This is a genomic window from Methanococcus voltae, from assembly GCF_017875395.1.
Classification (GTDB): Archaea; AGJL01; Methanococci; order Methanococcales; family Methanococcaceae; genus Methanococcus; species Methanococcus voltae_C.
On sequence record NZ_JAGGMO010000003.1, the window covers coordinates 108625 to 123382 of the forward strand.

A 14758-nucleotide genomic window follows, 5' to 3' on the forward strand; every position below is an offset into this window, starting at 1 on the left:
TTTTAATGTTTAGAAATAATGTTTATTAAATATCAAAATGATGTTTAATAGTATTAATAATTTTTCATAAGGTAGAAATTAGAAATATAACTATAAATATAAATATAATTATTTTATTCAATTTCCTCGTATATGTATATTTCATCTTTTGGTTTTAAACTTTTTAAAACACTTTCATTTTTCACAATTTCGCCCACAATGTTCGTACCTTCGAAAGTTTCCCCGGTAGGTCCATATTTATCACTACTACTAGTCCTAATTCCCGCATATCCCTTATATTTCTTAACCATATTTGTAATAGCAATTTTATTTCCATCTAATTTTTCTTTTGGTGTATTTTCAGGCAATAAAGCTTTTGCATACTCCAAATTTCTTTCAAACATCGCCATATCTTGGTGTGTAAAGTATGTCTTGAGAACACCTATTCTTTTAGTAGTTAGTCCGGTTAATTTTCTAAAGTACCAGGCACTTTTTGGTGCTTCTTTATCATATATCCTTATATGAAGTATATTATCAGGATTAACTGCTTTTATGGAGACTTTTTTGGCATCCAATAAATCTAAGGTATAATTTGGAGTTTGCTCCACAATTATTTTTTCGGCATCTGAATCTGAGAAATCTTCCTTATTCTCTAATTCAATTTTATACTCATTTAAAACCTTTAAAGCGTCTTTTATGGATTTTCCAATTAAATTAATACGTTCAGGCTTAGAAATTGTTGTAATAATACCGTCTGTTGAGAAATTAACCAATTCTTGACCATTTATAACTTTTCCAATATTTGTATGAGATAATGAAGAAGTTCTGCTTTCTTTGTAGATGTATACCTTACCCATACCTACACCCGTATTTCTAACGGTTATTGTACCTTTTTCACGAGGTAAAGTATTTAAATCATCTATTTTTAAAGTTTGTAGTCTTGAATCAGATATAAACGTATTGGAACTTTGAGAAACTTCGATATATCCATTTTCAAAGATAGATAGCGCGTGCTCTGTTGTTTTAGCAGGACCATTTAAGTTTAATTCACAATATGTATAAATTTCCCAGCCATCTTCTATTATAGTACTTAAATCATTTGTAACTTCATAGTCCACAGATTCTTTTGATTCCCTTAGTAAATCTATTGATATAATTTTGTCAGAAGGTTTCAAATTAGCCAATTGTCTTTTACCGCCGATTAAAATTCCTAATTTAGGATTGTGAAGACCATAAGCTTCAGTATTATCTTTTCTCATAAATACTAAGTGTCCTTCTGATTTATCAAGACCTGAAATACTTAATAATACATCCCAACGTTCAAAATCCGCTGATTCCGTATTTACATCTAACTCAATTGTTATATTACCAAAAGCTACATCAGAAACTGATTTCCATCGTAAATTTTTATCTTCAAATTTTTTATAATTTTTATTCCAAAAGTCAACTACTGAGCTTTCTTCAGTTACTTTTAATATAAAAGCCCCCCCTGTAGTTTTTACCCTGTATTTCATAGCACTTTCGGATATTTCCTGTTTAATTCCTTTAACTATGGCTATGTTCGAATTTTCGAGATAAGGCTCCCCTTCGATAATTTCTCCTAATGTTAAGGAGCCCTTAGATTCCAACTCTTTTTCTACATCGTTTAATTTTATTTTAATTTTTTTATTTGCCATATTAACCGCTCCCAGATACTAAAAATAAACTTTAATAATTGAAAAATATAATTTTATATAATATTATATAATTTTATATAATTTTTATATGATTATATGTTTATATACTAATTTTATAATATATAGATTGGAATAAATGTTTAACTTAAATATTTTAAATAATCGCAATTTTCAATAAGAATATATAATTAAACATACATTGTTTATATAATAATATTATTTTGATATTAATTTATAAGTATCAACTGTATATTATATATATTATATAATAAATAATTATAGAAATAATTCTACTATACTATGTCTATTATATTAAAATCTAACTTGTTATTTGCAATACGTCAAATAACGGCGGTTAAGACTTTAAAATTAAATATGTTAATTTATTACTTTTATAATAAGTTATATTAAAATTATAGTTATTTATCGGTGATAATATGGATTCAAAAGAAAATAACAAAGTTATAACCTCAAAAGCTAAAAAAATACTCAGAAGCCAGTCCCAGGCTATAGAACCAGTTGTTTGGGTTGGAAAAGAAGGCGTTGAGAAGGTTATAGAAGAAGTAAGAAGGCAATTAAAAGATAAAAGCCTTATAAAAGTTAAAATCAGAAAAAGTGCAATAGAAGGCATGGAAAAAGACGAAATTGCCAAAATAATAACGGATTCAACAGATTCAGAAGTTGTTTCAATCGTAGGTAATGTTGTTACATTATTTAAGCCAAAAGAAGGCTGGAAAAAATACACGACATGCAAGCCAAAAACTGCTAAAACTGGAGATAAATATATCGAAGAATTCGAGAGTTTACGTTCAAGAAAACACCTTATGGATAGATAATAATAACCAATTAATCAAATCCAACTTAAAATAAACTTTTTTTTTACAATATTTATTTTACTTTAATTTATATTAATTTATTATAATTTATATTAATTTATATTAATTTATCATATATTTTTATATCATTTTATAACTTAATTTTAAGTTTTTTAAAATAGATATAACAAAAAAGATTGGGTATATTTTATTTTATTTATTTTTCAGATTAGCCATAACCAATTTATGGTATTAGAACGGCCAAATTAATGGTGTTACTGTTATTACCAATATTCCACAAATTAACTGTAATGGCCAGCCTGCTTTAAAGTAATCTTTGAATTTATAACCGCCAGGCCCCAAAACTATCATATTTGGTGGCGTAGCAATTGGCGTAAGGAAACAAGCTGAAGCCGCCATAGCTATTGCTATTAATATTGGTTTAGCGCTTACATCAAACGCATCTGCCAAAGCTAACCCTATTGGCATTACCAAAGCTGCTGTAGCAGTATTCGACATGAAGTTAGTAATTATTGCCGTTAATACATATGTAACCGCCAATAAAGCCATTGGTGATGTAATATGTGCAACACAGATGTTTGCAATCATTGCTGCCGCACCCGTATTTGTTAATGCGATACTTAATGACAACATACCTGCAAATAAGAATATAGTTGTCCATGAAATACTATTAAAGGCTTCTTGCATTGTTATACAGCCTGTTATAACTACTAAACAAGCCCCTAACATAAATGCCGTAGTAATTGGAATTACATTGTAAACCGTTGCCAATAATACAAACAAGAATATAAGCATAGAAACCCACATTTTTTCTCGCCTATATACAATATCTCCTTCCTCAAATGTAGATTCAGAATCTGAATCAGGTAAAAATTTATGCCCTATTAACGCATAATACAAAATTCCTGCAACAAATAGTACGAGACCCATCTGTGCGAAGTCAAAGAAACTTAATTGTGCCAATCCTGCTTGTTCTAACGTACTATTTACAAGACCGTTTGGTGGCGTACCTACTAAAGTCATAGTACCACCCAAAGACGCTGCAAAAGCCATCGGCATCAATATTTTACCCGGCCTTATACTTGCAGAAGCACATATTCCCATTACTATAGGAATGAATACCGCAGTAGTTCCAGTATTTGATAAAAATGCTGACATTCCACCGACTGCTGTCATAACTAATATTAATAATAAATTTTTATTTTTTCCCGCACCTTTAACGGTTAATTGTCCAACTTTATCTGCAAAGCCGGTTCTAAACACAGCGTCACCCAATATAAAGGCTGCCATGAACAATACTACCCATTTATTCCCAAATTGGCTGAATGCGTCTGCACTCGATAGTATATCTATCCCGGGAAAACTCAGCGCTACGGGCACTAACATCGCGGTTACTGCCAATGGTGCTGCTTCGGTAAAAAACATTGCTGCTGCAACTACTAAAATTATAAGTGTTAATATTGCTTTTTCCTGATGAAAGTCGCCAGCTTTTAAGTCCTCGGTACTTTCCCCACTAAATGCGTATTTTGTGGCTCCTATGGCCAATAAAAATATTATAAAAAATACTATTGCTTTTTTCAAATTTACACCTCCTTTATTCTATACCATATGTCCATTTCACCTCGAATTTATAATTCAATTGAATAATAAAAATTATACGCCATCTTTTACAGTTTAATTATTTTAATTATTTTAATTATTTTAAATATATTAAGAATTTTTTTAACTAGGTTACATAGTTTAGTTTATTTAACTTAATTTATTTTTAATATTGTCTCTATTTTTATTATTTTATAGGACGATATTTTTATATATTACTATTTTGTTTCAGAAGTAAATATTAAATTAAATTTAATTAGTATATTCTTTTTTATATTTTAAATGCCCTTAAATTCACAAAAATGCGAATTTTTTTAAATTAATGGTTTAAAATTCACTTTTATAGCCTAAAACTTCGAAAATATTAATATTTCACAGTTTAAATCTCAGAATAATAACAAAATTAATAATCTTAAGTATATTTCAATTAAAGAATATACGGATTAATTTATTACTCATATGCTTATAAGTAAGTTAGCAATCTAAAGATTTTAATTATAATAGTTACTATATTCAAGAAATTGTTTTGACATTTTTCGATACTATCCACTGTAATCACCCCGGATTACAAATTCATAGCATAGAAAGATAACAAATTCAAAACAGAAAAATTAGCGACGTTTTAAAACATCTAATATAACATTGTGCTAATAATATATATTATTATTTATTTAATTTCACTATTTTTATGAAATATCATTCTAAAAATAATACAAAACGAATAAAAATTCCAAAATAGTAATATTACTAAAATAAAATATCGGAGATAGTATTATTATAATACTATTTTATTATAAATTTATAGATTTATAAATATAAATAAAAGAATTAAAACTAATATTTAAACTACGACTGAGGTAGAATAAACTAAATTAAATTAAACGAAAAAATCAAAAATAGTAAACAAATATGATAATAGTTAATAAAAAATATAAAAATTAGTAATTATATTCAAAGTAGCTCGATTATGCTCTTGCTTCTTTAGCTTTAGGTCTTAAATTTGAGTAACCGCATTTTCTACATTTTGTAGCTTTCCAAGCATTTCTTGCGTTACATTTCATGCAAATCTTTTTTGTAAAAACTCTTTTTATAGCTTCGTCAAATGCCATAATTTCACCATTTAATTGTGTTTTATTCAATATCTATTATTATATCCAATTTTAAATTTTGTTCAGACTTAAAATTCAAAATTATATGCTAAATCATAATTTATCATTGTTTATAATAAATATACACGTCCAATATAAATAAATATTGTATAACAATTGTATAGCAATATAATGTATAATAAATATCTTCATAGGTATTGTTTCATAAGATATTTAAACATTACCATTGTACTATATAAGTATTACTTAAAGTGTACCAATATTATTAATTTAGTAAGATATTATCCATTATAATATATAAATAATATTATTGCTAAAAATTAATAAAATGTATTTTTGATTAAAAATTTGTATTTATTATATTTTTTAGGTTATTTAACATCCTTTAAAAGCTCTTTTTGGAATTCAATAATTTCATCAGACGTTTTACCACAGTAAAAGTCCAACAATTTTTTATTTAATTCTATAAAGGTGTGAGCCCACTTAAAACCATTTAAAAGTTCATAAGCTTCCTCTTTATAATCTGCAATATATAAAGTGGCTATTGTAGCTTCCAAAGTCGTGAGTTTACAAGGTTTACCATAATTTACTGGATTTCCTGCAACTAAAAAAGGTAAACTACGTTGTGTTTTCGAATTTGTCTTTTTAAATACTTGTTCAGCTTGTTTCCAAGAGCAATCTAATGCCATAATCCCATTTTTTTCGATAATATCCCTATCTTCAAAAGATACTGTTTTCTCAGCATAGGGGTTAAGTAATATGGCATTCCTCGGTAGTCTTTTAGGATTTGTAAGTATTTTTGCATACCCCATCCTACCCATTTTTAAAGCGGTGCAACGTTTTGGGTCACATTGCTTAGCGTGATAAATGTATAAATTCATAAAATCCCTTATTAAGTGTATTAGTAGATTATAAGTCAAGATATGATATTATAGTATTATAATATTACGATATATTCTACTAAGATTTAAGTTATTGTAAATTATACTAAATTGTATGTATTTTTTATTAATTATTATATTTCTATTATAAATTACACATATTTAAAGAATTATATATATCATGTAGTATATCATTATTGTTAAACAATTATACGATTCATTATTATTAAAATATAATACATTTATGAATTATACAATTTAAAATTTATATTAAATATATATTAAATATAATTGGTGCAAATATGGACATATTATCTAATAACACGGAATTAACTAAATCAGACGATTTTAAAAATAAAATAGGAAATTTAAATAAATTTAATTATAAAACTGCTTTTTTATTAAGCGGTGAGCATATTGAACTGCCATTTGCAGAGCTAAAAGCACTTTTAGAACTTAATATATCAGATGATTCAAAAAAAATAGCCAATTCTGAAGGAAATTCTGAAGGATTAAGCATTCAAAAATATATTGAAGATAATTTATTTTGTAATTTTTCAGATAATGCAGTACATAACAAAGAAAACCCGAATAAGTCAAACTATGTAATATACAATGAAAATTTAAGTTGTGAAACATTAGTTAAAATTATAAATAGGGCAGGTTATGTAAATGAAGCTCATAAAATACTATATGAATCAGAATATTGTGAAAATGAAGATATTAATGATTCAAACGTACTAAGTGCAGATGATGTTGTAAATAACATTTATGAATTGCTTGAAAATATGGAAATTCCAGAAATAAGCGGTTCTTTTGCAGTTAGGGTCCAAAAATTGTATAAAAATAGTACTTTAAAAACTATGCCTATTGAAAGACATATTGGGAGCATAGTAAGCCAAAAAATGCAAGGAAATTTAAAAGTCAACTTGAAAAATCCCGACTGGATAGTTAAAGTTATGGTATTAAAAGATAGGATTTATTTATCTATAGTTGTGTCAAAACGAGATGTTGAGTATTTTGAGCATAATAGACCCCACATGCGTGCTTATTTCCATCCTGGTTGTATATTGCCAAAATTAGCCCGATGTATTGTTAATCTATCTCGCGTTAATGAAAATGATGTATTGTACGACCCATTTTGTGGAACTGGCGGTTTTTTAATAGAAGCTGGATTGATAGGTTGTAACTTAATAGGTAGTGATATAGACTATCAAATGGTGAATGGTACCAAATTAAATTTAGAAACATATGATTTAAACGATAAAGTAATTTGTATAAAGCAACTCGATGCAAATGAGGCTAAATCATATATTAACTCTTTGGGGATATCCGAAGTAGATTCAATGGTTACCGACCCACCTTATGGTATTTCGACATCTAAAAAAGGAGACATGTCTGAAATATTTGATAAATTATGTTTATTATTAAAAAAAGGCGGTTACATGTCCTTTGCAGCACCATGTATCATGGATTTAAACTTAGAATTAGTAGAACTGTATTCTATAAAAGTACATAAAAGTTTAACTAGATATATACATGTCTATAAAAAATTAGAGTAATTATACAATTACTCTATTGATAATATAATTTACTATAATTTACAATCTATCACATTCTAATTAAGATTAATTTCTATTTTAAAGTATAATTTAAAGTTTTAAAAAATTATAAATAAAATCATAGCATATTAATATAGCATATTAATTATGCCAAATAGTAACAATTTACATAAATATATAATTTACATAATCTACATATATACAAAAAATTATATTATAGCGTATTATAAAGTTTATAATAATTTCTACGTTTACATTATGATTAGGAACACTATTAAAGACAGTTTCTAATGGAGGGTGTGATAACATGAAAATCATAGTTGTAGGAGGAGGAACCTCCGGAATACTTTCAGCATTAGCCCTTGAAAAAGAAGGTCATGACGTATTAGTACTTGAAAAAAACGATAAAATCGGAGGATTATGTCGAAGTGAAACTATTGACGGATATACTGTAGATATTGGAGTTCATGCAATAACGATGCTAAATAACGGACCGTTAACTAGACTTTTAGATAAGTATTCTCAATATCTTCCAAACTTCAAACCTTATGGAGAATACTATATAAGAACAGATCAACTTCATAAGATACCTGTTTCTATGCACGAATGGATGACTACAGCCGTAATACCTCACAAAGATAAATTATTAGTTACTTCAAAAATTATAGACCTTATGACCGTTGGATTTGATAAAGAAGCTTCGGTATATGATATTGTTAAAGATTTAAATCTTAGTGATCCTACGTTGGAATTTTTTGACACGTTCTCGTACTTCTTAAGTGGTGAAGGAATGGATAAAACGCCCCTTTGGAGATTGTTCACCGGTGCGGGTTACATTCCAGAAGATGATATAATCCCATTTATATATAATGATTTAAGGATAAATCCATTACGTAAATCAATTTCTAAGAAATTTGATTCAGGAAGACTTTGGAATATGGTGGATGATGGACTATTAAAATCGATTAAAAATAAATCTAAAAAATATATTACTAAATTTATGGGCGAAGCTAGATTTGGTAGCCAAGGCTATCCAATGGGTGGCGTTCAATCCATTTGCGATTGTGTATGCAATTCTATGAGAAATACAACTTTAAAAACCAATGAAGAAGTTTTAAAAATCATTCAAGAAGAAGATACGTATTATGTATACACTAAAAACGATATTTATAAAGCAGATGTCATAATTTATTCCGCACCTGCTGTTACAATCCCTAATGTTGTTAAGAATGTTGAAGAAGTCAACAAATATGATGAAAAATTCAAAAATATTAAATTTTCAGAATCTACCACTATATGGGTGGGCGATGAAGAAAATTACTTCCCGTATATTGGTTCTGAGGTTTGGGTTGATTATCCGTGTTGGGCTACAACCACATCCAATTATGACCCATGGCTTGCTCCAAAAGGAAAACATTTGATGGGCTTCTCATTTGTAAATAGCAAAGAAGAAGATGCAATTATGTCAATTGAAACTAAATTAAATATTAATCTTGATAAGGTTGATATGTTACATATTCAGAAAACAATTCCCGAACACGCCTCTTGTGCAATAGATCAGTTCTTTGTATATCCCAAAATTAAAAATAACTTCTATGTGGTAGGTACAGATTCAGACCCTCGTAGTATGGGCGTAACTAGGGCTTCGTACTCTGTTGAAATGATGCTTTCGGAATTCAAAAACACTTATCAAAATAATTTACCACCTAAATTATAATATAACAATATTTATATTTTTTAATATTATAGAAAAGTTTAAAAATGTTTAAATATATCTTACTGTATTCGTATATTATTCGTATATTTTTGAAATTAATAAAGATAACTTATTTAATATCTGTTTTAGAATTTTAAAAATAATTAAAAGTACTCGAAAAGTACCGAATATGAACAAAATTTTGCATTAATTTAAACTGGTGAAAATTTGAAAAGAGTTTTAGATGAAACATTGGAAAGTTCCCCTATAATCCAAAGAGGAGAGTATAACTACTTCATACATCCCATAGCTGATGGCGTGCCTTTATTCACATCAGATTTATTGAGAGATGTTGCTACAAGAACAATTAAAAAAATAGATACTAACATTGACAAGATAGTAACTGCAGAAGCTATGGGAATTCCTATTGCTACAGCTATTTCAATGTCGACAGACATTCCTTACGTAGTTATGAGGAAAAGACAGTATTTCTTAGAAGGGGAAGTTCCTGTTCATCAAGAAACCGGATACAGTAAAGGAGAATTGTATTTAAACGGTGTTCAGAAAGGAGATAGAGTTACAATCGTAGACGATGTTTTATCAACCGGTGGAACATTAATTGCAGTCATCAGAGCCCTTGAAAGAGCAGGTGCTGAAATAGTAGATATTGTTTGCGTAATTGAAAGAGGAGATGGAAAAGCAAAAGTTAAAGAAGTAACTGGCTACGATGTACAAACTTTAGTTAAAATAGAAGTTACAGAAAACGGTGTAGTAATTTTAGAATCAAAATAATTATTTAAATCTAATATATTTGTACATATAACTTCTAATTTATTTTTAATTAATTTATTATATTTTAATTTTATTTCTATTTTATTTCTATTTTATTTATATTATTTTTGCCATAATTCTATTTTTGCCATATATTGAGTATTTTAATTATTTTAAACAATATTTGACTATTTGACTATTTAATTCACCAAATATTTATATCAAAAATCAAATAATTTAATATATAAATAGTAGGTGATACTATGGAAGCAATTTTTGAAAGAAGGAGCATAAGAAAATATCTTGAAAAGCCGATATCAAAAGAATTAATTCTTGATTTGCTAAAAGCAGGTATGTATGCCCCTACAGCATGTAATCAACGACCTTGGGAGTTTTTAGTAATTGATAACCCCGAAACTCTGTTAAAAATTACAGAAGTTCACCCATATTCTCAAATGCTAAAGGAAGCTCCAGTTTGCATTGCTGTTTGTTGCAATAAAGACAGAACCAATAAAATAGGAGATCCATTTTGGGATCAGGATTGTGCTGCAGCTACAGAAAATATATTGCTTGAAGCACAAGATAAAGGATTAGGTGCGGTTTGGTTAGGTGTTTATCCAAAAGAAAATCTTATGAGTGATTTGAAAAGAATTTTAGGAATTCCTGAAAACGTAATACCTTTTGCATTGATTTCATTAGGTTATCCTGCAGAAAAACCAGAATATGTTGAGAAATTTGATAGTTCTAGAGTTTATTATAATGATTGGAAACATAGATATTAATGATATTTAAAAAATAAAAAATAAAATAAAAAATAATTAAAAAGTAAAAATAAAAAGTAAAAAATGATAATTAATTACAATAAAATAATTAAAATAAAAATGAATATTAATTATTTTAAAGAATTAGCGATGTAATCGCCTAATTCTTCAATTTTTAATCTTTTTTGATTTCTTTCATCCCTTTCACGGATTGTAACGGTTCCACTATCTAATGATTCACCATCAACAGTGATACAGAACGGAGTACCTACTTCATCCATTCTTAAATATCTTCTACCGATAGCACCACTGTCATCATATTCTGCGATTATTCCAGAATTTCTAAGTGTTTCTTCGATTTCTTTTGCAATGATTGGCATTTGCTCTTTATTTACCAATGGGAAAACACCTGCTTTGATAGGTGCCACAGCTGGTGCCAATTTCATGAATGTTCTATCCTCTTCTTCGTTGAAAGAGTGTTCAATAACAAAGTAGGTTATTCTATCAACACCATATGATGGCTCAATAACGTGCGGAATTACCTTTTCCCCAGTTATCTTTTTAGTTACTTTTTTAGCTCCGACATATTCGCTTGTTAATTCAAACTCTTTACCATCGTCTGCTTTTAATAAGTATTTGTTATCTTTTTCCGAATTTTCAATATCTGAAACCATTTCTTCGATTTCTTTATAATCCATCTCTGAAATCAACTTTTGAATTACTTTTGAATCCCCTTTAAAGGTTTTTCCCAATGCTTTAAAGTTTAATTCGATATCAAAAGTTTCAATTTCTTTAGGTTCTGCATATTCAACAAATACACTTAAATCTTCACCGCTTGTAGCCATGTGTGATTTTAAATCGTAATCTGTCCTATCCGCTACCCCTACACATTCAACCCAACCAAATCTATCAGAATAAAGTTCTGCGTCCCAACAATCTGAAGCATAGTGTGCCATTTCGTTTGGTAAGTGTTGTCTAAATCTCATTTTATTTGCGTCAATTCCTACGTCGAGTAAGAAATTAGCAGTTACTGAAATAAAGTACGCAATAGCTTTGTTTTTTACGACGCCTTTTTCTACAGCTTCGCCCAAGGTCATTTTAACGATTTTTTCATCTGCAACTAATGTTTCGTCTTCTTGGTTTGTTGAAGGTAATAATGGTAAAACCATATCTTTTACACGTTCGAACTTCTCATAGTTCTTTTTATCAGGGTGTATGAAAAATTCAGCTTCAGCTTGGCTAAATTCTCTAAGTCTTATAACTCCCTGTCTTGGCGAAATTTCATTTCTGTATGATTTACCAATTTGAACAGCTCCAAACGGTAATTTATTTCTAAAAAACTGATTTATTCTTTTAAATTGGATAAATATACCTTGTGCAGTTTCTGGCCTCATAAAAGCTACTCTTTTACCACTTGGACCAATTGATGTTTTGAACATTAAGTTAAAGGTATCAACGTCTTTAAACTCGCCACCACATAATGGACATTTTATATTATTTTCAATGATTAATGCCTGCAATTCTTCGAGTGTCTTACCTTCAGTATCTACGTCCACGTTTTCCTCGATTATGTGGTCTGCTCTGAATGATTCATTACATTCTTTACATTGCACTAATGGGTCTGTGAAGTTATCAACGTGTCCAGATGCCTTTAAAACTTCGTAAGGGTTTATTGTAGGTCCCTCTATCTCATAAAATCCTTCATTAATAATATAATGCTTTCTCCAAGTATTTACAATATTATTCTTTAAAATTGCACCTAATGGACCATAATCAAAGAAACCTGCAATTCCCCCGTAAATTTCAAAGGAATTCCATAAATAACCTCTTCTTTTAATTAAATCCATTATTTTATTATATTTTTCATTTTTATCTATTTTTTCCATTTAATCACCAATTATTAAAAATTAGATTAAATCAATTTGATTAATATTATAATTTTATCAGAATTAATAAACTCATTAAAATTAATAGAATAATTTATTATATTTTCCATTATAGTTTATATTATAATTTCCTATTGTTATATTTGTTTATTATATTTGTTTATATTATTTAATTATATTATTTAATTCTAACATTTACCCTCATAACATAAATATAAACCTTAATTTTCTATTTTTAGACATTAATTATTATAAAAGTATTGTTTTATTGGACAAAATTCTATCAATTAAATAAATAAATAATGCTGACGCCATTAAATCTGCAGTAGTCCCAGGATTTAATTTATTTGATTCTTGTGATAAATACGTGTCAAAATCCAAAATTACGGTTCTATCGCCAGTTTTTTTAAAGTTTTTGAGTGTCTCTTTTGCCTTTTCAGAAACTAACTTTGAAAATTCGATGCCTTTTTTCCTTGCTATTAATGTATCAGGATATTTTGAAAGAATTTCTAAAAATGTAAGCGTTACCGCTTCGTGTATTTCCTTGCAATTCTCATAATTATTCTTTAAAAGTTCATAACCTTCATAAGATATTTTAAAATTGGAAACCCATTCTTTGGAAATGGTATCCCATTCTTTAGATATATTATAAACGTCATACAAGTTTAAATTCTTTTCAACGAGTTCCTTTTTTGAATCATTATTTTTAACGTCCGGACCCTCTTCAGGAGGATTTACATATGCCATTCCAATTTCTATTGCTTCGTATACTGCTATTGCATCATCTACGGTAGTATTATTTGTAATATATTCCGTCCATTTTTTTAATTCTTCCAAATTAAAATTTTCTAATTTTGAAGCCGCCATTGCAATTGGAGTATGTAACATGATAATGCCCAAATTTGCGTTGGAAGGTGACCACTTTACGGATTCGACTACTGCCTCTTTTATGGCTTTACCAACATTTATTTGAAAATCGCTGGATTCTTTTAAATCTGAATTTGAATCTAACTCTATACTTATATCCTGGTCTTTAAACATGTTTGAAGCAGAATATATGGCATTTCCAAAAGCTATTCCTGAAGTTATAAAATGATGATATTTTATGTCATGATAATCACGGGTTCGGTGAACGTTTCCCGGTTTAAAACTACTTACTTCTAAGCAACAAGCCATTTGTGATGCTTTCATAATATCAAAAGGATTCATTGTTATACACCCATTTAATTAATTCTATAATAATTTACTAATTTACTAATTTACTAATTTTATAGCAATTGTACATTTTAAACGTAATTCATAATAAAAATATAATCTTTATTTAATTTATTTAAATAACACGCTGTTTTATTATAAAATATTTGGTAAAAATTGCATTAAAAATAATATAATTGCAGGTAAAAATACATATCTTTAAATATGTTATAAGGAATATAATATATTATATAATTTGATATATCATATGATATATTATTTAGAATAGTTAAAATTCAAAATATAAATTACATCAAATAATTAAATTATAAAATATGGGTAACTATGAAAACAAAGAAAAAAGAACTTATGGAATATTTAATACTTTATCACATCAGTGAAAAGCCATACCATGGTTATAAATTAATTTGCGATATTTCGGAAGATATTGGAGTACCTAAAGTATCCCCAAGCTTCGTATATCCAGTTTTATCAAAATTTACTAAGAAAAAATACATCCAAGTAATTTTACATGACGATAAAAAAGTTTATGAAATTACCGATTTAGGTTTGGGATATCTGAAGGAAAATTCTGAAAAATTAGAAAAAATTCTAAAAACTAAAGATGATATTCGAGAATTTCATTTATCAGGCGGTACAAAATTGAGAAGTATATTAGAGGTATTGCACTCTGAATATTTCAATTTAGATTCTGAAGAACGGTTGAAAATTGGCAAATGTATGTTAAATTTTGCAAATGAATTGGAAAAAATAATTTACGAAGCTAAATTAAAAAAAATATAAATTA

General features: G+C 27.9%; 12 protein-coding genes. 6 read left to right on the top strand and 6 right to left on the bottom strand.

Going from position 1 to position 14758, the window contains the following annotated elements:
• Positions 1 to 113 precede the first annotated feature (113 nt).
• Complete coding sequence (gene mmp3, locus J2127_RS04720; protein WP_209732414.1) at positions 114 to 1655, bottom strand: methyl-coenzyme M reductase-associated protein Mmp3; 1542 nt, start codon at positions 1653 to 1655, stop codon at positions 114 to 116.
• 437 nt (positions 1656 to 2092) lie between these two features.
• Here mmp3 and yhbY point away from each other — a divergent pair, with 437 nt between their 5' ends.
• Positions 2093 to 2491 (top strand): ribosome assembly RNA-binding protein YhbY, encoded by a 399-nt coding sequence (gene yhbY / locus J2127_RS04725; RefSeq protein ID WP_209732415.1) that lies wholly within the window; start codon positions 2093 to 2095, stop codon positions 2489 to 2491.
• 231 nt (positions 2492 to 2722) lie between these two features.
• Here the strand turns inward: yhbY and J2127_RS04730 are convergent, their stop codons facing one another.
• From J2127_RS04730 to J2127_RS04740, 3 genes are all read right to left on the bottom strand, one after another.
• Positions 2723 to 4072, bottom strand: coding sequence for an SLC13 family permease (locus J2127_RS04730; protein WP_209732416.1), 1350 nt, complete (start codon positions 4070 to 4072; stop codon positions 2723 to 2725).
• Between the two features lie 983 nt (positions 4073 to 5055).
• A complete protein-coding gene (locus J2127_RS04735; protein WP_013180947.1) occupies positions 5056 to 5199 on the bottom strand; it encodes a 50S ribosomal protein L40e in 144 nt (47 codons plus the stop codon).
• Between the two features lie 371 nt (positions 5200 to 5570).
• Positions 5571 to 6080 carry a DUF367 family protein gene (locus J2127_RS04740; RefSeq protein WP_209732417.1) on the bottom strand — a complete coding sequence of 170 codons (510 nt, stop codon included), beginning with the start codon at positions 6078 to 6080 and terminating at the stop codon, positions 5571 to 5573.
• Between the two features lie 302 nt (positions 6081 to 6382).
• Between J2127_RS04740 and J2127_RS04745 the strand changes: the two genes are divergently transcribed.
• From J2127_RS04745 to J2127_RS04760, 4 genes are all read left to right on the top strand, one after another.
• Positions 6383 to 7642 carry a THUMP domain-containing protein gene (locus J2127_RS04745; protein ID WP_209732418.1) on the top strand — a complete coding sequence of 420 codons (1260 nt, stop codon included), beginning with the start codon at positions 6383 to 6385 and terminating at the stop codon, positions 7640 to 7642.
• Positions 7643 to 7949: 307 nt separating this feature from the next.
• A complete protein-coding gene (locus J2127_RS04750; protein WP_209732419.1) occupies positions 7950 to 9359 on the top strand; it encodes an FAD-dependent oxidoreductase in 1410 nt (469 codons plus the stop codon).
• A gap of 207 nt (positions 9360 to 9566) precedes the next feature.
• Positions 9567 to 10130, top strand: coding sequence for a hypoxanthine/guanine phosphoribosyltransferase (gene hpt, locus J2127_RS04755; protein WP_209732420.1), 564 nt, complete (start codon positions 9567 to 9569; stop codon positions 10128 to 10130).
• A 242-nt stretch (positions 10131 to 10372) separates the two neighbouring features.
• Entirely contained in the window at positions 10373 to 10891 is a 519-nt protein-coding gene (locus tag J2127_RS04760) for a nitroreductase family protein (RefSeq protein ID WP_209732421.1), read from the top strand.
• A 110-nt stretch (positions 10892 to 11001) separates the two neighbouring features.
• On the opposite strand, the gene glyS is transcribed toward J2127_RS04760, so the two are convergent.
• Both glyS and J2127_RS04770 read right to left on the bottom strand, forming a co-directional pair.
• Positions 11002 to 12756: a glycine--tRNA ligase gene (glyS, locus tag J2127_RS04765; protein WP_209732422.1), complete on the bottom strand. Its 1755-nt coding sequence runs from the start codon at positions 12754 to 12756 to the stop codon at positions 11002 to 11004.
• Between the two features lie 249 nt (positions 12757 to 13005).
• The gene (locus J2127_RS04770) at positions 13006 to 13965 is read right to left on the bottom strand and encodes a triphosphoribosyl-dephospho-CoA synthase (protein ID WP_209732423.1); all 960 of its coding nucleotides are present in this window, start codon (positions 13963 to 13965) and stop codon (positions 13006 to 13008) included.
• A gap of 330 nt (positions 13966 to 14295) precedes the next feature.
• Here J2127_RS04770 and J2127_RS04775 point away from each other — a divergent pair, with 330 nt between their 5' ends.
• Complete coding sequence (locus J2127_RS04775; RefSeq protein WP_209732424.1) at positions 14296 to 14754, top strand: PadR family transcriptional regulator; 459 nt, start codon at positions 14296 to 14298, stop codon at positions 14752 to 14754.
• Positions 14755 to 14758: the final 4 nt, after the last annotated feature.